This window comes from Streptomyces sp. NPDC048639 (genome assembly GCF_043199075.1).
Classification (GTDB): Bacteria; Actinomycetota; Actinomycetes; order Streptomycetales; family Streptomycetaceae; genus Streptomyces.
The window spans coordinates 163,197-183,013 of sequence record NZ_JBICVP010000010.1 but is presented as its reverse complement, the minus strand read 5'-3'; the positions used below and the strand labels follow the sequence as shown (position 1 = coordinate 183,013).

Here is a 19,817-nt window from a genome sequence, read left to right as displayed (position 1 = left end):
CGTTCGTGCGCGGTGCGTTCGTGCGCGGTGCGGTGCGGTGCGGTGCGGGAGAACGGTCAGTGGCGGGCCGCGGGTGGAGTTCGTCGGGCCCAGGGCCGCGCCCGCTCCAACTGGGAGGCCAGGCGGAAGAGCAGGCCCTCGTCCCCGTACGGCGCGACGAAATGGGCGCCGATCGGGACCCCGTCGGCGTTCCAGTGCAGCGGGATCGACACGGCCGGCTGGCCGGTGATGTTGATGAGCGTGGTGAACTGCAGGAATGCGCCCTGCATGCGCATGGTCCGGGACGGGTCACCGGGCGTGGCGGCGAAGGATCCGAGCGGCGGGGCGGGTATGGCGGTGGTGGGCGTCAGCCAGACGTCGTACGGGCTCTGGAAGGCCGCGAGGTCGTCACACAGCGTCTGCAACTCGGCCAGCGCGTCCATGTAGGCGCTCAGACTCGTGGTGTCGGACCGGCCGCGTTCGATCATGGCCCAGGTCGCTTCCTCGAAGTCCTCCGGCCGGGCCTTCTTGCCGGTGACACGTTCGAGGTGCGCGATGTCCCATGCCAGGCCGCCGGCCGAGACCGTCGCGAACGGCTCGGCCAGGCTGGAGCCGAGCCGAGGGGTGCCCTCCTCGACGTGGTGGCCGAGGCTCTCGCACAGACGAGCGGCGTCCTCGACCGCCGCGACGCAGTCCGGGTGGAGGGGCACGCCGACCGGCGACTCCTTGCTGAAGACGATGCGGAGCCGCCCGGGATCGGTCCTGGTCTCGTCGATGTACGGACGGCTTGGAGGCGGCGCGATGAACGGATCGCCCGGCAGCGGCCCCGCGGTGGCGTCGAGGAGCGCCGCGCAGTCACGGACGCTGAGCGTGATGGCATGCTCACTCAGCACCGCGATGCGCATGGAGACCCCGGCGCGACGGCGTGCCGATGAGATGCGCAGCCGGGTCGGCTTCATGCCGAACACTCCGCAGCAGGAGGCCGGGACGCGGATGGACCCGCCGCTGTCGCTCGCGTTGGCCATGGGCACCATGCGCGTGGCGACCGCTGCCGCAGCGCCGCCGCTGGACCCGCCGGCCGACAACTCCGGGTTCCACGGGTTCTCGGTGGGGCCGAACAGCTCCGGCTCGGTGGTCGGCTGGAGGCCGAACTCCGGCAGGTTGGTCTTTCCGCACACCACCAGGCCCGCGGCCTTGTACCTGCGGGTGAGCTCGCCGTCCTGCGCGGGGACGTGGCCGGCGAGGAACCTGCTCGCGGATGTCATCGGCACACCGGCGTAGGCCACGCCACCGCCGTCCTTGAGCAGGAACGGCACACCGGTGAACGGGCCGTCGGGCAGAGGGCCGACCGCCGTCGCGCGTGCCTGGTCGTACATCGTCGTGACGACGGCGTTGGTCGCCGGGTTGGACTTCTCGATGCGTGTGATCGCGTCCTCGAGGAGCTCGGATGCCGCGACTTGACCGGTGCGGACCAGTGCGGCCAGGGCCAGCCCGTCCAGGCCGTCGAACTCGCTCATGTGCCCGACCTCGCCCGTGTTCTCGTCCGACCAAAGTAGTTAAAGCCTTTAACCATGCCTGTGGAGTTTAGCCGCTCTCCGGCTGTGCGCAATGGGTCGGAGCCGCTCAATCCATGCCGGCCTCGGCGCCGCGGTGCCCAATGTGAAGCTGTGGCCGTCAGGGAGCAGGCGTCGAGTCGACCGACCCGGCCCTGTCGTTGCACGGGTCGCGATGGCCGACCGGAGTTCTGCGGGGCAGGCTCCCGGCCTGCCGAGCGGGGCACGTTCGGCCCGTGCCCCGGCAAGCAGCGGCGGGCTGCTCGCGGGAGCCCCGCCAGAGGGCGGCCGTCCGCCACCGCTCCACGGCCAGGCGAGACGGCCGAGGGTGCGGATCACGTGCAGGACCAGGCTCCGCGCCACCCGGCCAAGCGTCAAGCCCCCTGCGGAACGCCCATGAGCCCGGCCCCGCCACAGCGGTCGATGATCGTCCATTGCCCCGTACAGTGCGGTGTCGAGGGTGTTCAGCTCCGTCGTCACGAACGGACCGGACGCCCTCGGCGCATGTCCGCAACCGAACGGCCCACCTTCTCGGCCCTTGTGAGCAACCATTGAGGCCGAGTCGGATCAGGTACGCAGTGCGAAGGAGACGCATGAACAAGGGTGAGGACGTTGAGCTGCTCAACGCCGTACGGACCGTCGTCCGCCTGGCCCGTATCGCACAGCAGGCCTGCGAGGAGGGCGGCCTCACCATGCCGCAGTACCGGGCGCTCACCAGCGCGGCGAGAGGGCGACAGCGGGCCTACGAGCTGGCTCGGTACGCGGCCGTCAGCCGGCCGGCCATCTCCGCCCTCACCAACGGAATGGTCAAGAGCGGCCTGATGGAGCGCGGCGGGCTGGCCTCCGACGGACGAGGCGTGATCTTCGACATCACGCGGCACGGGATGGAGGTGCTCGCCAGCGTGGACCGCCTGCTCGTCGAGCGCTTCCAGGAGACCCTCGGAGACGCCGAGGCCGCCCTGAAGATCCTCGACAGCCAGGCGCTGGAAGAGGCCCTCGACCAGCAGGCCGACAAGGACTTCGGCCCGTCCCGGCGCCAGGCCCCCAAGACTCTCGACGAGGAGTCGCTCGGGCCCATATAGTTAAAGGGTGGAACTAGATTCATCCCGAGCGCAGCTCTCCGATCGCGAGATCATGAAGGCGTTGACGGGACTGCTGCTCGCGCTGTTCTCCTCCGTGTCGAGCACGATGATCGTCACCAACGCCCTGCCCTCGATCGTGGCCGATCTGGGCGGTGATCAGGCGCAGTACACATGGCTGGTGGCGGCCTCGCTCCTGACGATGACCGTCAGCACCCCCCTCTGGGGGCGGTTCGCCGACCAATTCGACAAACGCAAGCTCGTACAGGTGGCCCTCGCGCTCTTCGTCGCCGGGTCGATGGCGGCGGGGACGGCGCAGTCGATCGGGATGCTGATCGGCATGCGTGCCGTGCAAGGGGTCGCCATGGGTGGTCTGCTGGTGACCACCCAGGCCATCGTCGGATCCATCGCCCCGCCACGTCAGGGCGGACGCTACGGCGGATACGTCGCGACCGTGATGGCCCTCGGCACACTGTGCGGGCCGCTGATCGGTGGCGCCATCGTCGATACCGAGCAGCTGGGCTGGCGGTGGTGCTTCTTCGTGGTCGTGCCGTTCGCCGTCGCGAGCCTGCTCATCCTCCATCGCCACCTGCGCGTACCCGGGGTACGACGCAGGACCGAGGTCGACTACTCCGGCGCCGTTCTGACGACTCTGACCGCGTTGGTGCCGTCGATGTGGGTGACGACCGCCGGCCGCGCCTACCCCTGGCTGTCGTGGCACAGCGCGGCGTTCCTGGCAGGCACCCTCCTCTCCGGGGCCCTCCTGCGGCACGTCGAGCGACGCCATCCCGAGGCCGTCGTCCCGCCGTCCGTCACCCGTGATCGCACCACCGCGCTCGCGATCGTCGGCAGCGTGGCCGTGGGCATGGTGATGTTCAGCTCGATCGTCTTCCTCAGCCAGTACTTCCAGATGGCCCGGGGATACTCGCCGACCGAGGCAGGGCTGCTGGGCATGCCCATGATGGTGGGCACCGCCGCCGGGACCCTGGGTTCGGGTCACCTCATCACCCGCTTCGGCCACTGGAAGGTCTTCCTGGTGGGTGGGTCGGCCCTGCTGGCCGCCGGGTTCGCGCTCCTGGGACTCCTCGGTCACGGGCCGCCCACCTCGTACGTGGTGGCCGCCACGATTCTGGTCGGCCTCGGCATCGGGGCGGTGCTGCAGAACTACGTGCTCGTCGTGCAGAACACCATGCGGGCCGACCGGGTCGGAGCGGGGAGTGCGTCCATCTCGTTCTTCCGCTCCCTCGGTGGCGTGACGGGGGTTTCCCTGCTCGGCGCGATCGTCACGCACCGGGTTGCGGGGGTGGAGGGACGCGGCCTGCCCGCCCGGGACACGTATGCCGACGCCATCGGAACCGTCTTCGCGGTGTCGGCCGGCCTCGCGCTGGTCAGCCTGCTGGCGTCGCTGGCGATCAAACCGGTCCCGCTCCGCGGCACCCACGACCCGCTTGACCGGGCTGCGCCGGCCGGAGGGCATCAGCCGGGACCCTTGCGCCGGATTCCCGGCACAAAGGCCGGGCGCATTCGTATGGATCAGCCCGACGATCCAAAGGAAAGGACCTAGCCGGCGACTCGGGAGCGTCGCCGTTTCACCGCGCCACCGCCGCCTGTGCGATCTCGACGGCGGGGGCGGGATCCGCGGAGACCGCGCCGTCGTTGCCCCACCGTCGGCCTCGACTCTCCGGTGGAGCACTGTGACGACATCTACCGGACACGGACGCTCTGTTCCAACTCCGGAGGTCCTGCCGAACCGTACGGAGACCACTGATCTCGTGGATCCGAGACCCCAAAGACCGATCACCCAGGTGATCCCTAATGCCAAGAGGGCAAGAGATGAAACTTCCCAAATACTCCCGAACAGGCCAGGGCAGCCGTGAGGCACACCCATCGCGTCGGACGGCTTCGGTGCTGGTTGTGGGAGCGCTCGCCGCCGCGTCGTTGGCGATATTGCCGGCATCCGAGACGGCGGCCAATGTCGGGGGCGGACAGGGCACTTCGCCGGCAGCGCGAGGTAAACCGGCCCTCACACCTGGAGAAGGGACAACGCCGTGTGTGAATGACGTACGCGCATCGGTGACCGAGAGGCTTCGGGACCACGGTGACGCCATGGGGCTCTACCTCGGTGGCGGCATGCCGGACCCCGAGCAGAGCGACACCCACCGAAACGATCACCTGCAAGGAGTGCAGCGGCTGCCGGTCGATGGCGGCAGGTGGTTGGCCATTTCCTACGATGACACCGATGACGGGCCGGGCGGTGTCGGCTTCGCGCATCTTCCCTCCCGCTCCCCCACCGAGAACGGTGGGAGACTCCGGTCCAACCGTCTGGGTTCCGCCGACTCGGTGGATCAGTCTCCACCGACGACGGACTCCGTGGTTTCCAAGATCGACAGTGGGCGAGGAGACCTGGACCACGCCGGCGGCATGCAAGCGCTCGGCTCATATCTCGCTGTGCCTTACGAGGGGGATGCGGCGTCGTCCGAGGTGCGGATCTATGACGTCAGTGACCCTTCCGCACCGACCCTGAAGTCCACACTGGTCCGCACAGGACTCAAGAACAGCGGAAATGTCGGCTGGACCCGTCTCGCGGACGGGCGCTACCTCTTGATGGTCGGCGGATATGACTCGACACCGCTGGACTTCTACACCAGCGACGAAGTCACCGGCCCCTACAGTCACTTGAGCACATGGAAAGGCAACTTCGCCGCCTACCAGAGCACAAACATCGTCACCGAATGCGGCACGGGAAGCCTGTTCATCGTCGGCAGCTACAAGAACGGCGGCGAAGACACGCTGGACGTCTATTCGCTCGCGCTGTCACCCCATCCGGAGATCGCCCCGGTGGGCAGTCGTCACATGTACTGCGCGATAGACGGGGTCAGGCAATGCGACTTCTCGGCCGCCGGCGGAGTGTACGCCTCCCCCGCTCATGAACTGTACTTCTACGCCACTGAACATGAGAATGACGGCCCCGACGATTCGGTGAAGTTCAGCGAGTTCCGCACCGTCGACCCGAATCCTTCCTCATGCGCCACGGACCCCGCCAATGCATGGGTCGAGCTGTACGAGCATGCCGACTACGGCGGGCGCAGCATCATTATCGATCATCAGGACCACGAGTTGGAGAACTACGCCGACTACAAGACCGTCGAAGACTTCGGCGACAAGGCGTCATCTGCCCGATGGTGTCTGACCGCCGACCAGACCTATCAACTTCACGAGAACTCCGACTTCGGAGGATCCGCGAAATGGCTCACCGGGGTCGGTGAAGACGCAGATCTCGACGAACTCCCCGGCATCGCGGGATGGACCGACCGAATATCCTCGTCTCATTTCTGAAGCCGACGGAACCGGTCCGGTGGAGAGAGCCGTTGCCCCGCGACCGCGACAGCAGCTTCGACCCGAAGACGTCACGAAGCGGCGGAAGCGCCAGCAGACCGGGCCTGAAGGCCCGAGGACGAGGACGGGGAGGGGGACGGGTGCACCTGGCCGGCCGGCCAGGGAGCCCCGTTCGAAAGGAGGTCTGCGTTCACCTGCACGGCAAGATGCTGCGCGGCCGGGGCCAGGTGGTCAGGAGGCACGCCAAGGGAGCGCTCATACCTGAGGACGACCAGCGGAAGCTCTCACCCAGGCGTGCCGACACAGGATGCGGGCCAACTGTGCGATGGCCTCGATGACCGGGAAAGCCACCTGCCGCCCCACGTCGCGACGGGCCCGGTCCGGCACGCTCAGGCGTGAGCACGTAGCCGCGCAGCTCACTGAGCGCACGCGGGTCTACGCCGACGCCGAAGCCCACAGGGCTCGAACGCCGGAACCACGCCCGGTGGGACGACCGAGAACAGAATCCGATCGCGACCGACCCGGCGGACACCTCGCGCGGAGGTCCGCCGTACGGTGCCCCGACCCTTGAGCAGAGGCACCGCACGACGCTGCCGAGGGTCAGGCAGAGGTGATGTTCTCCGCCTGAGGGCCCTTCTGTCCCTGGGTGACGTCGAAGGTCACCTTCTGGCCCTCCTGCAGCTCACGGAACCCGCCGCTGTTGATGTTCGAGTAGTGGGCGAAGACATCGGGGCCTCCACCGTCCTGCTCGATGAAGCCGAAGCCCTTCTCCGAGTTGAACCACTTCACGGTTCCGCTGGCCATGCATGCCCTCCACAGGGAGTCGTATTCGGTTCCCGCACCGCGCGGGGACCGGAGATGACCGCCCTGGCTCCTCTCGACCCTGAACAGCAAAACCGCCCGTGGACGTGCTCACGGGCGGAAGGGACAACGGGAACCACGGCAGCTGAAGGAGACGCTACACGCAACAGGTCACGGACACCACGATCACGCCCAAGTGCCGCGGCGTTGAGACCGCGGCCCGGTTCGGGACACCTGACCGGTTCAGCACCCTGAACCGCTGTCCCTCATCGGGAAATCGAACGTCGAGGAGCCGTCCATGCAGCCAGGAGAGCCGTCCACGATGCACCGGAAAATGCCCGACCTGTCCCAGCGCGAGAGCGGCGAGGGAGCCGGGACGGGCGGTAAAAGGGAAGGAACTGTCATGGCTTGTGTCGGTAGGCTCGGCCCGGTGAAGGTGAAGTCACTGGGGTTCCGAACAGACCTGATGCTGCGCGAGATGGCCGGGGCGCTCATCGCCGATCATGCGTCCCATGTGGTCGTCCGGACCCCGGCCAATCCGGGGTTCTGGTGGGGCAACTTCGTGTTGTTCAATGCCCCGCCGCGTAAGGGCGACGCTTCGCGGTGGTCAGCCGTCTTCAGCGGCGAGTTCCCCGATGCCGCACATCTTGCTCTGGGAGTCGACGGCACTGACGGTGACGCGGGAGACGAAACGGAACTCGCCGAACTCGGGGTGACCACCGAGGTGAGTTCCGTACTGACCGCGACACGGCTGATGCCTCCCGCACGACCGCGCACGGACATCACCATGCGCCCCCTGACCAGCGACGACGACTGGGCGCAAGCACTCGAGCTGCGCTTGGCTTGCCATGACGACGGGCCGCTGACCGCCGACTATCGGCGGTTCGTCGAGGAAAAGGTGACCGAGGACCGCATGCTGTGCGCGGCCGGTCATGGCACATGGTTCGGTGCGTTCGTCGACGGTGGGCTGCGATCCGGTGCCGGTCTGTTCAGCGACGGCAGCGGACTCGCACGTTTCCAGAGCGTCGAGACCCATCCCGGCTATCGGCGGCAAGGGCTCGCCTCCTCTCTCGTCCATCACATCGGGCATTGGGGACTGCACACGCTCGGCGCCCGGACCCTCGTCATCGTCGCGGACCTCGATTACCACGCGATTCGCATCTACCGTGCACTCGGCTTCGCCGACGCCGAACGGCAAGTCCAACTCCACCGCTCACCTGCGTCCGCCGAGGACAGCCGCGACTGATCGAGCTCCGCTCCCGGTCGACAGGGACCGGCGCTTGGCCGCTGAACCGCCTCCCGGGACAACCGGGAGGCGGCGGTGGCGGTCCCGTTCGCGGACCGGCCCGGGCTCAGAACGGCCGAGGCCGGCCCGGGCGCGTACCGGCTCAGTGCCGCTCAGCGGTTCCCGTACGACCTGAGCCCCGCACGACGGAGCGGCGGGCGCGGAAAGAGCGAGGTTCCTCAGTCGTTTTTGAGTAGTGGGAACTCTGGAATGCGCCAGGCGTGGCCGCGAACCATGCAGTGCATGGAACCAGGCAACGCCAATAAGGCGATGAGTCAGCTGCGACGGGGCGTGCTCGAGTACTGCGTGCTCGCTCTGCTGCGTGGCGGAAGTCGCTACGGCGTCGAGCTGCTGCGGGAACTGGGACATGTGGACGTGATGGTCACCAGCGAGGGGACCATCTATCCGCTGCTCTCCCGGCTGCGTCGGGAGTCCTTGGTGAAGACCTCGTGGCAGGAGTCGAGCAGTGGGCCGCCCAGGCGCTACTACGAGCTCACCCCCTCCGGTCAGCGGGCGCTCGATGATTTCACTGCGGAGTGGCCGCGGTTCCACGATGCCGTCCTCCACTTTCTCTCCCAGAACGAGGCACCCCGCTCATGACCCACGACATACGCCCCAGCGCGAGAGCCGAGAACTACTTGGCGGAATTGGAACGCGCCGCAGCCGCTCTGCCGCCGAACCGCCGTGCAGAACTCCTGACCGACGTCCGCTCGCACATCGACGTCGCGCAGGCCGAGGCCCGAGCCGACAGCGCCGCCGGAACCGACGATGACGCGGCAGTGCGCACGATCCTCAACCATCTCGGCGATCCGCAGGAGATCGTCGCGGCCGCCCTCAGCGACCTGCCGGCCGCGGCCGAGAGCGATCTGCCGGCCGTGGCCAAGGCCGACGGGGCTCCCCGAACGGCCTCCGCGGCACGGGAAGCTGCCGCCCTCATCCTGCTGATCCTCGGAGGGATGTTGTTCTGGGTGTTCCCGGTTGTGCCCCAGGTCGGCTGGTTCGTCGGCCTGGTCCTCTTGTGTCTGTCGCGACGGTGGACCGTGGGCGACAAGCTGATCGGCGCCGCAGGCATTGCGCTTCCGCCTCTGCTGCTGACCGGGGGCATGCTGTTTGCGACGTCCACCACTTCGTGCTCGGACGAGACCGCACAGGCACCGCTGCCGGGCTCACCCGGCGGAAACGTGGACACCCAGTCAACGCTGGAGTGCACGACAAGCGGTGGAATGCCGGACCCGCTTGCCAACGGCCTGATGGTCGCTCTGCTGGCCGTACTGGTCTACGCCACGATTCGTCTGGCCCGGCGGGCTCACCGGCCCTGAGCGAGGCTATTCGAAGGTGGAGGCCCCCGGTGCGGCCGTGGGGCGACCCGTGCCACCGCTCCGTGTCCCCTTGGTGCTCCTGGTGTTGGGCGTACCACGGAGAGGTCCGTTGCGGCCTGCGGTTTCGACGCCGAGCCGAGCATCGAAGCCCTTGTTCGACCCGGTCCGGGGCGCACGGGTGCCGGATGCTGTCTCATGTCGTTCAGCGGATCCGGTCCGACGTCACGCGTCTCGGTCGGCTTCCTGAGCCGCACGCTCGAGTCGGCTTCGATGGTTCCCCCACCACGCCGAGTCGCCCGGCGCCATGTTGACGTTGCCCTTGTTCATCCCCACGGCGCCGTCGATGAGTTCGCGGACGATATCGGCGTGCCCGGCGTGCCGGTGCGTATCGGCGATCACGCGCACCACGGCATGATGCAACGTCACCTGGTCCCTGTCGTGGGGCCACCACGGCACTCTGCCGATGGTGTCCAGGGACAGCGCGTCGATCGTGGCGTCCGCATGCGTCCAGGCCCGGCGGTAGAGCGCCACGATGAACTCGCGTGACTCGTCGGCGGTGACCCACATGTCCGCGTTGGGCTCGGCACCGTCTTCGAGCCAGGGCAGCGGCTCGCCGGACGGACGTCCGAAGGTGTCGCCGAGGTAGCCCAGTTCCACACTGGCCACGTGTTTCACCAGGCCCAGGAGGTTGGTGCCGGTCGGCGTCAGCGGGCGGCGAATGTCGTACTCCGAGAGCCCTTCGAGCTTCCACAGCAGGGCATCGCGGGCGGACTGCAGGTAGGAGCGAAGGTCGGCCTTGGGATCCGATGCGGTCATGGCGCCAGTCTGCCGCTCGCGCGATCTCTGTCCACCGCTCACGGCGAACCGGATCCGGCGGGGGATGTCGCAGTGTTTCGGATGAGGGCGTCCGGGCCGACCCGTGCGGGCCGGCCCGGACGTCATGATCAGACGAGGTCGAACCGGTCAAGGTTCATGACCTTGTCCCATGCCGCGACGAAGTCGTTCACGAACTTCTCCTTCGCGTCATCGCTCGCGTACACCTCGGCGAGTGCGCGCAGTTCGGAGTTCGAGCCGAAGACGAGGTCGGCACGGCTGCCGGTCCACTTGACCTGGCCGGTGACGGCGTCGCGACCCTCGAACGCGTTCGCGTCCTCGGGTGTCGCCTTCCACGTCGTGCCCAGGTCGAGCAGGTTGACGAAGAAGTCGTTGGTCAGCGACCCGGGGGTGGTGGTGAAGGCGCCGAGCGACGACTGCTGGAAGTTCGCGCCCAGGGCACGGAGGCCACCGACGAGGACCGTCATCTCGGGGGCGCTCAGGGTCAGCAGGTTCGCCCGGTCGAGCAGCAGGTACTCGGCCGGCAGCCGGTTGCCCTTCCCGAGGTAGTTGCGGAACCCGTCGGCGGTCGGCTCGAGCGCGGCGAAGGACTCCACGTCGGTCTGCTCCTGCGACGCGTCCACGCGGCCGGCCGTGAACGGGACCTGGACGGCGAAGCCCGCGTCCTTGGCCGCCTTCTCGACGGCGGCAACTCCGGCGAGCACGATCAGGTCGGCGAGCGAGACCTGCTTGCCGCCGGTCTGGGCGGCGTTGAAGGTCTTCTGGATGCCCTCCAGGGTGGACAGCACCATCTCCAGCTGGTCGGGGTCGTTGACCTCCCACCCGTTCTGCGGCTCGAGCCGGATGCGCGCACCGTTGGCGCCACCGCGCTTGTCGCTGCCGCGGAAGGAGGAGGCCGACGCCCATGCGGTGGAGACGAGCGTGGACACCGACAGGCCCGAGGCGAGGACCTGGCGCTTGAGGGAGTCGATGTCCTCGCCATCGATGACCTCGTGCGTCACCGCGGGGAGGGGGTCCTGCCACAGCAGTTCCTCGGCCGGGACCTCCGGGCCGAGGTAGCGGACGACCGGGCCCATGTCGCGGTGGGTCAGCTTGAACCAGGCGCGGGCGAACGCGTCCGCGAACTCGGCGGGGTTCTCCAGGAAGCGCCGCGAGATCTGCTCGTATGCCGGGTCGAACCGGAGCGAGAGGTCAGTCGTCAGCATCGTCGGGGCGTGGCTCTTCGACGGGTCGTGGGCGTCGACGACGGTGCCGGCCCCGGCGCCGTCCTTCGGCCGCCACTGGTTCGCGCCGGCGGGGCTCTGGAACAGCTCCCACTCGTAGCCGAACAGGATCTCGAAGAAGCTGTTGTCCCACGTGGTGGGGGTGTTCGTCCAGATCCCCTCGAGACCGCTGGTGATCGCGTCGCCACCCTTGCCGGTGCCGAACGAGTTCTTCCAGCCGAGGCCCTGCTCCTCGATCGAGGCCGCCTCGGGGTCGGCGCCGACACTCTCCGCCGGGCCCGCGCCGTGGGTCTTGCCGAAGGTGTGGCCGCCGGCGATCAGGGCGACGGTCTCCTCGTCGTTCATCGCCATCCGGCGGAACGTCTCACGGATGTCGCGGGCCGCGGCGATCGGGTCCGGGTTGCCGTTCGGGCCTTCCGGGTTGACGTAGATGAGGCCCATCTGGACGGCGCCGAGGGGGTTCTCCAGCTCCCGGTCGCCGCTGTAGCGCTCGTCGCCGAGCCAGGTGGTCTCGGGACCCCAGTAGACGTCCTCGTCGGGCTCCCACACGTCGGCGCGACCGCCGGCGAAGCCGAAGGTCTCGAAGCCCATCTGCTCCAGAGCGACGTTGCCGGTGAGGACCATGAGGTCGGCCCACGAGAGACTCTGGCCGTACTTCTTCTTGACCGGCCACAGCAGACGGCGAGCCTTGTCGAGGTTCCCGTTGTCCGGCCAGCTGTTGAGGGGGGCGAAGCGCTGCTGGCCGGCGCCGGCACCGCCGCGGCCGTCGCTGATCCGGTAGGTGCCCGCGCTGTGCCACGCCATCCGGATCATGAAGGGGCCGTAGTGGCCGAAGTCGGCAGGCCACCAGTCCTGCGAGGTCGTCAGCACCTCCGCGATGTCCTGTTTCACGGCCGGGAGGTCGAGGGCCTTGAAGGCCTCGGCGTAGTCGAACTCCTCGCCGAGGGGGTTGGACACGGCCGGGTTCTTCGCGAGGATCTTCACGTTGAGCCGCTCCGGCCACCACTGGCGGTTTCCGCCGCCCTGAGTCGGGTGCGCGGCGCGCCCGTGCGCGACCGGGCAGCCGCCCTCGCCCTCCGTCTTCGCATCTACGACGATTGCTTCATGGTTCTCGGACATGGGAACCCTTCCCGGATTAGCGGATCACAGTGCTCAGGGCACTGCTGGCGGTGGAACAGCCGGGGCGCAGGCCCCGGTGGATGACCTCGGCTCCGTCGATCGAGGAGCCGTGGTCGTCGGACCGGTCAGGCAGGGGATCTCGCCGACCGTGCAGGCGACCTCAGCGACGGCACCGCACGACCGGCACACGCCTCGGCGGCCGGGCCCGACACGCGCCTCGAGCCGGGCCGGGACGCCGGCCGAATCGAGGCGCCGTACGGGTCCCGCCGCGGTGAGCGCGCGGCGGGGCACAGACACGGCTTCGGTGGAGATGGGGCCTGCACCATCGCGTAGCTCCGGAAACGATCGTTTCGACGCCGAGGTGGTCACCGTCCCTGACGGTCTCCGGCAACGCGGCGCGAGCGGCCGTCGCCGCAGGCGTAGCGCGCGTCTCCTCGGCGATGATCCCGTCACGGTCTGTCTCGTGAAGTACTGGAGTCCCCTGTCCCTTGGCTATTGACGGAACCGATCCTACGATGGACAGAGTCCAGGTCAAGAAGTGCGCCAGACCCGTATCCGATCGGAACTCGGACTTCAACCGGTGAACTTCGGGAAGCCCAGCGAGCGTGAATAGGTGAACCGATATGAGTGACCTGCTGGAGCGACTGCGAGGGCGTGGCTGGCGGGTGACGTCCCAGCGGCGCGTCGTGGCGGAGGTCCTCGACGGCGACCATGTGCACCTCACGGCCGACGAGGTGCACTCCCGCGCGACACAACGGCTGCCCGAAATCTCCCGCGGGACCGTCTACAACATCCTGGGCGAACTGGTCACCCTCGGTGAGGTCATCGAGGTCTCCACCGACGGCCGCGCCAAGCGCTACGACCCCAATGCGCACCGCCCGCACCAGCACCTGGTGTGCTCCCGGTGCGGCACCATCCGCGATGTCCACCCGACCGGCGACCCGCTGGCCGACCTCCCGGTGGAGGAACGGTTCGGCTTCACCGTGTCCGAGGTCGTCGAGGTCACCTACCGCGGGCTGTGCCCATCCTGCGCCCCGCTGCAACTCCCCTAGCGGTCCCGGCTCACCCCGTCACCCCACCCGTTCCCGTCGCATTCCTCCGACCATGCAGGACGAACGGGTAAGACGGGCGGAAGTGGATAAAAGGGCTGATATCTACACGTAACATCGAGCCGCGGCGGCCGAAGGTCCGGCAGAGTTCGTCGACGGTTCCGGGTGACACTCAGCGATCACTGAGCCCGGAAACGCCGATGAGAATCAACGCTCCGGTCAGCGCCCCGTCAGCGTGATCGTCAGTGAGCCCTTTCCAGACCTGCCCATGTGTGTAGGGAGATGCGGTGGCCCCGGGTGCTTGATGCGGCGACCGGCTCCTCGGCTAGCCTGCGGGTGTGAGCACCGGACAGGAAGGCCCAGACGCCGAGAGCTGGTTGGCGGACACCCGGGCGTCCTACGATGCCGACGCCACCAGCTACGCGGACGAGACGCGAAACCTCCTGGCCGAACTGCCGGCCGAGCGGGACGTCATGGCGCTGTTCGCCGAGTGGGTGCGGGCGCACGGCGGCGGACCCGTCGCGGACGTGGGGTGCGGGCCCGGGAGGATCACCGCCCACCTGAGGAACCTCGGCGTGGACGCCTTCGGTATCGATCTGTCGCCCCGGATGATCGAGGTGGCGCGGCGTGAGCATCCCGGTCTGCGGTTCGAGGTGGGGTCGATGACTCAACTCGACCTTGCGGACGGCGCGTTGGCCGCCCTGATCGCCTGGTACTCGATCATTCACGTCCCCGATGACGCGATCGGCGCGGTCCTTGCCGGCTTCCGCCGGGTGCTGCGGCCCGGCGGTCTGCTGCTGCTGGGTTTTCACGTCGGCGACGCCTCACCGCCCAAGCCGCAGGAGAACGGCGAGAGCTGGCCGGAGTCCTACGTCCGTCGTCGCCCGCCGAGTCAGGTGACTGCCTGGCTCGACGAGGCAGGCTTCACCGTCGAGGCCCACCCCACACTCACGTCGGCCGCGCGCAGGCTCGGCGGAGTGCTGCTGGCGCGCCGCTAGGTGATGGCGGGCACCGGGGGCTTGACATGGCGCAGCCCCTGACAGACGAGTGCACGACCAAGATCGCTCGTCTCACCAGGAGCTTCGTCGTGCTTGTCCACCCGTACGCGATCGACCTCTCCAGCTCGCACTTGCGCCTCCTGACCCGACAGCTCGCGGATCATCGCCGCCGGCTCGGCACCCGCCGGCGAGACGGCTGTCTGCGCACCGCCGAGCCCTACCCGTCCTGACCCACCTGCGCTGCGGCGACACCCATACCCGTCTGGGCCACCGCTTTCGGTATCGGCACGACGACGACGTTTCGCTACATCCGCGAGGCCGTGGAGGTAATGGCCCACCGCTCCCACGCGAAAGTACGGGCCCTGGTCGAGGAAGCCGTCGCCACCCTCAAGTCCTGGCGACTCCTGCCCGGGCTACGGTGCTCACCCACCCCGGATCACGAAGCTCGTCCAGGCCGTCCTCAGCCTGCATCCGGCCGGCTCGGACCGAGGACGGAAAGGGCTCAGTGCCAACTACCCACCGGCTTCAGGCAAGACGCGCCTGCATAGGGTATGAGCCGGGGGCGGCGGTAACCGGGTGAGGCAGCCCCCCGTACCAGCCGAGGGGAACACAGCCGTCCGATGAATCAGATCCTTTTCGCCGGGGCCATCGGCCTCTTTCTGACCCTGACCGGCACCCCGCTGCTGATCAAGCTGCTGGCCCGCAAGGGGTACGGGCAGTTCATCCGGGACGACGGGCCGCGCGGCCATCAGGGCAAGCGGGGAACGCCGACGATGGGCGGCATCGCCTTCATCCTCGCCACCCTCGTCGCGTACGCCGTGACCAAGATCGTCACCGGCGAGGGCGTGACCTACCCGGGTCTGCTGGTGCTGTTCCTGATGGCGGGCATGGGCGTCGTCGGATTCCTGGACGACTACATCAAGATCGTCAAGCGGCGTTCGCTGGGTCTGAGGGCCGGCGCGAAGATGTCCGGGCAGCTGATCATCGGCACGCTCTTCGCCGTCCTGGCGATCCAGTTCGCGGACGACCGTGGTCAGACCCCGGCTTCCATGAAGCTGTCGTTCGTCACCGACTTCGGCTGGACCATCGGGCCCGCGCTGTTCGTCGTATGGGCACTGTTCATGATCCTGGCCATGTCGAACGGGGTGAACCTGACGGACGGTCTGGACGGGTTGGCGACCGGCGCCTCGGTCATGGTCTTCGGCGGATACACCTTCATCGGGCTGTGGCAGTTCCAGAACTCGTGCGCCAACGCGATGAACCTCACCGACCCCTCCACCTGCATGGAGGTCCGTGACCCGCTCGATCTCGCCGTCATCGCCTCCGCACTCATGGGCTCCTGCCTCGGGTTCCTGTGGTGGAACACCTCACCCGCCAAGATCTTCATGGGTGACACCGGCTCTCTCGCCCTCGGCGGCGCCCTGGCCGGTCTGGCCATCTGCTCTCGTACCCAACTGCTGCTCGCCCTGCTGGGCGGCCTGTTCGTCCTGATCACCCTGTCCGTGATCATCCAGGTCGGATCGTTCAAGACGACGGGCAAGCGGGTCTTCAAAATGGCGCCCCTACAGCATCACTTCGAGCTCAAAGGCTGGTCCGAAGTCCTGGTCGTGGTCCGTTTCTGGACCGTCCAGGGCGTGTGCGTCATCGTCGGTCTCGGTCTGTTCTACGCGGGATGGGCGGCGGGCTGAGGCGCCCTCGGCAGGGTGCAGGCCGTGCGCGGCCGCACCGGCCGGCTCAAGTGGTCCCGGATTTCGCTGACAGGGCCCCACGCCGTTTCACGGCGCGGGTGCGGCGGCGCGTACGGCGGAGTGGACGGCCCGAGCGAGGCGGGCACCCCACAACGAGCGTGGTCCGGCGAAGGCGTGGACCTCCTCGTCGGAGCGGGGGATGCGTGCGGCGATGCACACGGCGTCGGTGGGTGTGCCGGAGCAGTCGTAACCGGCGTCGATGAGGGCCTGCACCTTGGCTTCGGTGGCCGTGGCCACCCCGTTGACCAGGGCAGCATCGGTCAGCGACACCGGGAGGGCGACGACGATGTTGATCGTGCCCGGTTCGGCCGACACGAGGGATCCCTCGGCCGGGGAGGCGGCCCACCCTCGTACCCCGAGCCCCGCGGTGACAACCGCCTCGACGCCGCCGTCGTGCCCGCGGGCGCAGGCTCCGACGTCGGCGGCCGTCATCAGCCCGACCCCCGGCCCCTGCGCGCCGGCCCCACCGGCCAGTTCGGCGAGATGCCGGTCCGGGTCCGTGCGCCGGTAGCCGTGGGAGACCTGGGCGTTGAGAACCCAGGCGCGCTCCCCGATGCCTCCACCGAGCACGGCAGTGCTGACCATCCGCCAGCCGGCACCCGCCTGCCACAGCAGGGCGTGCAACCGCTCGCCGTGCTCCGTACGGATCAGCTGCCGCATCGTCAGCAGACCGGTAGCCGTACGGGGCGGCGGGATGACAGCGGTCACCGAGCAGACTCCTTGCTGGGGCGGGGGGTTCGGCTGATCGTACGCGGACCGCTGTGCTGGGCATCGAGCGGTCGGTGGCCCGGATCATGCGCCCGCAGACAGGGGCGGGACCACGAAACTCGTGCAGCACGGCGAAGCGTTGATGAGTGGGCGGACACGCTGACGACTCGCCGCATCGCACGGCACGAGGAGTTTGCATCCCCTGCGCGGTGCCCCGCTTCCTGTCGCTCGAGCCGCTTGACCGGCGTGCAGACCAGTGCGGGCGAATGGCTTCCGGCAAGTGGCCTGCCGCGCCTGGTAGTTCCGGCTCCGAAGGCTCCGGCGTCGAGGACGCGCCGCGTTTGGGCTGTCCGAGGGGTGGGGGGCGGAGGGGCGTGACCAGTGGTTCCGGGGTGCGTTGTGGCAGACGGCAACCGGATCGGTATGTCCCCTCCCTGGAAGGCGTGGTGCAGGTGCAGAGAATCGCGACGGCGACGTTGGTGGTGTTGGCGTTGGGGGGTGTGGCGTCGTTGGGCGCGGGGCCGGCGTACGCGGATGGTCCCGGCGCGACGGCCACGGGCGGCTCCAGCATGGGGCCCGGGCTGATCCAGCAGGGCATCGCTCAGGAGGGTCGGCAGAACAACCACTGCTCCGACACCACCGCCAACGGAGACACGGTGAATGTGATGGGGGGACGGCTCAAAGGTCGGTGTGTGACCGGTGACGGATCGTTCAACCGGTTCTCCACGGTCCGTCATGGTGCCGCCGATGCCGCCGGCGGATCCGGCCTGTTCACCGTGAATCAGCAGAACACAGCTCAGCGCGGTCGGCAGAACAACCACTGCGCCAACGCCAACGAGACGCCTTTCGAGATGACCGGAGCGGTGTGGGAAGCCCGGTGCACCGACCGGGACGAATCACGCAGCGACCACGCAACGTTCGCGGGCAGTGGCGCCGGCGCGTCCGGCGGCTCCGGCGGCGGTGGCGAGGGCGACCCCACGGTGTATCAGCAGAACACGGCACAGGTGGGTCGGCAGAACAACGCCTGTGCCAATCCCAACGAGTCGTTCTTCGGGATCTCGGGGGGCCGGTACGGCGTTGCCTGCGGGAACCGTGATGCCTCGCTCAGCAAACACACGCGGGATACCAGTGGTGGGGCCGAAGCCGAGGGCGGCAACGGAACCAGGCTCATCGAGCAGAACACCGCGCAGGAGGGACGCCAGAACAACGCCTGCGCCGACCCCAACGGCTCCATCCCCCTCCAGATCACGGGGGGCCGGGCCGAAGGCCGCTGCGAAAACGAGGACACGTCACTGAGGTGGGGAACGCTCACCCAAGGCGGCGGCGTCAACGCCAGCGGTGGAACCAGTACCGGGAGACTGGTCCAGCAGAACACCGCCCAGGAGGGGCGGCAGAACAACCACTGCGCCAACCCCGACTTCACCGAAACCGAGATCACCGGTGGCCGGGACGAGACCAGGTGCGGAGCGACCGACCGGTCCGCCAGCGTGGAGACCACAGAGATCGGCGGGGGCGCGGAGACCGACGGCGGGAGCAGCGCCGCGGAGCTGTTCCAGCAGAACACCGCGCAGGAAGGCCGGCAGAACAACAGCTGCGCCAACCCCAACAACCTGGACCTGACCGTCTCGGGCGGACGCGCCACAGCCCAGTGCCAGGCGGTCGACAACTCCCGCAACGTCGGGACGATCTACCGGTAGAAGCCAGGGCGCCTCTGGACCGGCGCCCTCATCGACCGATCCCCAAGGCATGGCTACGGCCCTGGGGATCGGTGTCCTCGACTCGCGCACGCACAGCGACATCAGCTCCCGGATCGCCGGCACCACCGACACGCCTGACGACGTCGGAACAGCCGTCCCGGAGACGGAACTCGGCCACGACGTCCTGGAACTCGCGGTCGTCCACCACCCCGGACCACATTCCGCGACCTGCGTGCGCCGTGCCTCCTGGGCCAATCGGGCCTGCCCTCGGAGGCGCCGTCCTCAGACTCACCCAAGCGGATTGGCAACGATGCGGCTTGCCCCACCATCTGCCATCAACCGTGCCGCCGCGCAGCCCGGCTTCCGATCGGCCTGGTCGCGGAAGAGGCTCACGAAGGACTCAGCGAAGCCCAAGCGGGGGTAGGCCGCGACAAGTGCCTGGGCGAACGACGCGTCGAAGGCGTCCAGACCCCTTCCGGACACATCCGCGCTCGTGCCCACCTGCAGCAGTCGGCTCTCCAGGTCCGCCTCCGGCGCCACATCGTCCCGCATGTGCAGCACGATGAGCTCGGCCGCCCGGTCCCGCCGCTCACCCGGCCAGCCCAACCCCGCGGTGAAGACCCGGGCCAGGTGTCCCCCGGCCTCCTCGAACGGGAGCGTATGACTGTCGAAGGGCGGGGTGAGTGCCAGGTCGTGCAACATCGCCGAGACGAAGACGAGTTCGCGATCGAAGTCCAGGCCGCGGGCCTGAGCCCATGCCGCACCGAAGAAGTACGACCGCAACGAGTGGTGGTACAGCGCCTCGTCCGCATACTCCGCACAGACCAACCGCGCCGCTTCCACCGCTCGCCCGCCCGGAGCCTTCACTCCTGCGACCTCGGTCACCATCGCCCGACTCCTCTGCACCACGGACAGATCAACCCTGCACTACGGCCACAGCCTAATGATCTCGCCCGGAACATAAGGCGTTAGTGGGCGCATGGGCGGGGAGGAACCCGTGTTCGCCGCGCACGAGAGATGCTGCGTCACCCAACGCCCGTACGTGGGAGGGCCATTCCTCCGCTCGTACGTGGGAGGGCCATTCCTCAC

General features: G+C 68.5%; 16 protein-coding genes and 2 pseudogenes. 11 read left to right on the top strand and 7 right to left on the bottom strand.

The features are described from left to right. Nucleotides 1-56: 56 nt before the first annotated feature. Nucleotides 57-1,496 carry an amidase gene (locus tag ACGFNH_RS26730; RefSeq protein WP_393657873.1) on the bottom strand — a complete coding sequence of 480 codons (1,440 nt, stop codon included), beginning with the start codon at nt 1,494-1,496 and terminating at the stop codon, nt 57-59. A gap of 629 nt (nt 1,497-2,125) precedes the next feature. Between ACGFNH_RS26730 and ACGFNH_RS26725 the strand changes: the two genes are divergently transcribed. The 3 genes from ACGFNH_RS26725 (at nt 2,126) to ACGFNH_RS26715 (ending at nt 5,947) form a co-directional block, all read left to right on the top strand. Then, a complete protein-coding gene (locus tag ACGFNH_RS26725; RefSeq protein WP_393657872.1) occupies nt 2,126-2,614 on the top strand; it encodes a MarR family winged helix-turn-helix transcriptional regulator in 489 nt (162 codons plus the stop codon). A 7-nt stretch (nt 2,615-2,621) separates the two neighbouring features. Next, nucleotides 2,622-4,175 carry an MFS transporter gene (locus tag ACGFNH_RS26720; protein ID WP_393657871.1) on the top strand — a complete coding sequence of 518 codons (1,554 nt, stop codon included), beginning with the start codon at nt 2,622-2,624 and terminating at the stop codon, nt 4,173-4,175. Between the two features lie 542 nt (nt 4,176-4,717). Next, the gene (locus tag ACGFNH_RS26715) at nt 4,718-5,947 is read left to right on the top strand and encodes a hypothetical protein (protein WP_393657870.1); all 1,230 of its coding nucleotides are present in this window, start codon (nt 4,718-4,720) and stop codon (nt 5,945-5,947) included. A 600-nt stretch (nt 5,948-6,547) separates the two neighbouring features. On the opposite strand, the gene ACGFNH_RS26710 is transcribed toward ACGFNH_RS26715, so the two are convergent. Next, nucleotides 6,548-6,751 carry a cold-shock protein gene (locus ACGFNH_RS26710; RefSeq protein ID WP_393657869.1) on the bottom strand — a complete coding sequence of 68 codons (204 nt, stop codon included), beginning with the start codon at nt 6,749-6,751 and terminating at the stop codon, nt 6,548-6,550. Between the two features lie 331 nt (nt 6,752-7,082). On the opposite strand from ACGFNH_RS26710, the gene ACGFNH_RS26705 reads away from it, so the two are divergent. The 3 genes from ACGFNH_RS26705 (at nt 7,083) to ACGFNH_RS26695 (ending at nt 9,352) form a co-directional block, all read left to right on the top strand. Further along, nucleotides 7,083-7,994 carry a GNAT family N-acetyltransferase gene (locus tag ACGFNH_RS26705; RefSeq protein WP_393657868.1) on the top strand — a complete coding sequence of 304 codons (912 nt, stop codon included), beginning with the start codon at nt 7,083-7,085 and terminating at the stop codon, nt 7,992-7,994. Between the two features lie 282 nt (nt 7,995-8,276). After that, a complete protein-coding gene (locus ACGFNH_RS26700; RefSeq protein WP_393657867.1) occupies nt 8,277-8,633 on the top strand; it encodes a PadR family transcriptional regulator in 357 nt (118 codons plus the stop codon). Further along, nucleotides 8,630-9,352: an HAAS signaling domain-containing protein gene (locus ACGFNH_RS26695; RefSeq protein WP_393657866.1), complete on the top strand. Its 723-nt coding sequence runs from the start codon at nt 8,630-8,632 to the stop codon at nt 9,350-9,352. Before ACGFNH_RS26700 ends, ACGFNH_RS26695 begins: the two co-directional genes overlap by 4 nt. A 222-nt stretch (nt 9,353-9,574) precedes the next feature. Here ACGFNH_RS26695 and ACGFNH_RS26690 read toward each other — a convergent pair whose 3' ends face one another. The 3 genes and pseudogenes from ACGFNH_RS26690 to ACGFNH_RS26680 form a co-directional block, all read right to left on the bottom strand. Next, nucleotides 9,575-10,168, bottom strand: a complete 594-nt coding sequence (locus tag ACGFNH_RS26690) for a DinB family protein (protein WP_393657865.1) — start codon at nt 10,166-10,168, stop codon at nt 9,575-9,577. Between the two features lie 128 nt (nt 10,169-10,296). Next, nucleotides 10,297-12,528 (bottom strand): catalase/peroxidase HPI, encoded by a 2,232-nt coding sequence (gene katG, locus ACGFNH_RS26685; RefSeq protein WP_393657863.1) that lies wholly within the window; start codon nt 12,526-12,528, stop codon nt 10,297-10,299. Between the two features lie 16 nt (nt 12,529-12,544). Then, a pseudogene (locus tag ACGFNH_RS26680) lies at nt 12,545-12,973 on the bottom strand (transcriptional repressor). Nucleotides 12,974-13,151: 178 nt separating this feature from the next. On the opposite strand from ACGFNH_RS26680, the gene ACGFNH_RS26675 reads away from it, so the two are divergent. The 4 genes and pseudogenes from ACGFNH_RS26675 to mraY all read left to right on the top strand — a co-directional run bounded on the left by ACGFNH_RS26675 (nt 13,152) and on the right by mraY (nt 16,263). Further along, complete coding sequence (locus tag ACGFNH_RS26675) at nt 13,152-13,580, top strand: Fur family transcriptional regulator (RefSeq protein WP_393657861.1); 429 nt, start codon at nt 13,152-13,154, stop codon at nt 13,578-13,580. Nucleotides 13,581-13,915: 335 nt separating this feature from the next. Beyond that, entirely contained in the window at nt 13,916-14,575 is a 660-nt protein-coding gene (locus ACGFNH_RS26670) for a class I SAM-dependent methyltransferase (RefSeq protein WP_393657859.1), read from the top strand. An 89-nt stretch (nt 14,576-14,664) separates the two neighbouring features. Continuing rightward, a pseudogene (locus ACGFNH_RS26665) lies at nt 14,665-15,061 on the top strand (transposase family protein); the annotation flags it as partial. Between the two features lie 134 nt (nt 15,062-15,195). Continuing rightward, nucleotides 15,196-16,263: a phospho-N-acetylmuramoyl-pentapeptide-transferase gene (mraY, locus tag ACGFNH_RS26660; RefSeq protein WP_393657857.1), complete on the top strand. Its 1,068-nt coding sequence runs from the start codon at nt 15,196-15,198 to the stop codon at nt 16,261-16,263. Nucleotides 16,264-16,350: 87 nt separating this feature from the next. Here mraY and ACGFNH_RS26655 read toward each other — a convergent pair whose 3' ends face one another. Further along, entirely contained in the window at nt 16,351-17,031 is a 681-nt protein-coding gene (locus ACGFNH_RS26655; protein WP_393657855.1) for an adenosylcobinamide amidohydrolase, read from the bottom strand. Nucleotides 17,032-17,483: 452 nt separating this feature from the next. On the opposite strand from ACGFNH_RS26655, the gene ACGFNH_RS26650 reads away from it, so the two are divergent. Beyond that, nucleotides 17,484-18,728 (top strand): hypothetical protein, encoded by a 1,245-nt coding sequence (locus tag ACGFNH_RS26650; protein ID WP_393657853.1) that lies wholly within the window; start codon nt 17,484-17,486, stop codon nt 18,726-18,728. A gap of 288 nt (nt 18,729-19,016) precedes the next feature. Here the strand turns inward: ACGFNH_RS26650 and ACGFNH_RS26645 are convergent, their stop codons facing one another. Next, nucleotides 19,017-19,616, bottom strand: a complete 600-nt coding sequence (locus ACGFNH_RS26645) for an HD domain-containing protein (RefSeq protein WP_393657851.1) — start codon at nt 19,614-19,616, stop codon at nt 19,017-19,019. Nucleotides 19,617-19,817: the final 201 nt, after the last annotated feature.

What these genes read in the sequence shown, in the direction of transcription:
- ACGFNH_RS26730 (WP_393657873.1), bottom strand. Translation starts at nt 1,496, where the DNA reads ATGAGCGAGTTCGACGGCCTGGACGGGCTGGCCCTGGCCGCACTGGTC.
- ACGFNH_RS26725 (WP_393657872.1), top strand. Translation starts at nt 2,126, where the DNA reads ATGAACAAGGGTGAGGACGTTGAGCTGCTCAACGCCGTACGGACCGTC.
- ACGFNH_RS26715 (WP_393657870.1), top strand. Translation starts at nt 4,718, where the DNA reads ATGGGGCTCTACCTCGGTGGCGGCATGCCGGACCCCGAGCAGAGCGAC.
- ACGFNH_RS26710 (WP_393657869.1), bottom strand. Translation starts at nt 6,751, where the DNA reads ATGGCCAGCGGAACCGTGAAGTGGTTCAACTCGGAGAAGGGCTTCGGC.
- ACGFNH_RS26705 (WP_393657868.1), top strand. Translation starts at nt 7,083, where the DNA reads ATGCCCGACCTGTCCCAGCGCGAGAGCGGCGAGGGAGCCGGGACGGGC.
- ACGFNH_RS26700 (WP_393657867.1), top strand. Translation starts at nt 8,277, where the DNA reads ATGGAACCAGGCAACGCCAATAAGGCGATGAGTCAGCTGCGACGGGGC.
- ACGFNH_RS26695 (WP_393657866.1), top strand. Translation starts at nt 8,630, where the DNA reads ATGACCCACGACATACGCCCCAGCGCGAGAGCCGAGAACTACTTGGCG.
- ACGFNH_RS26690 (WP_393657865.1), bottom strand. Translation starts at nt 10,168, where the DNA reads ATGACCGCATCGGATCCCAAGGCCGACCTTCGCTCCTACCTGCAGTCC.
- katG (WP_393657863.1), bottom strand. Translation starts at nt 12,528, where the DNA reads ATGTCCGAGAACCATGAAGCAATCGTCGTAGATGCGAAGACGGAGGGC.
- ACGFNH_RS26675 (WP_393657861.1), top strand. Translation starts at nt 13,152, where the DNA reads ATGAGTGACCTGCTGGAGCGACTGCGAGGGCGTGGCTGGCGGGTGACG.
- mraY (WP_393657857.1), top strand. Translation starts at nt 15,196, where the DNA reads ATGAATCAGATCCTTTTCGCCGGGGCCATCGGCCTCTTTCTGACCCTG.
- ACGFNH_RS26645 (WP_393657851.1), bottom strand. Translation starts at nt 19,616, where the DNA reads ATGGTGACCGAGGTCGCAGGAGTGAAGGCTCCGGGCGGGCGAGCGGTG.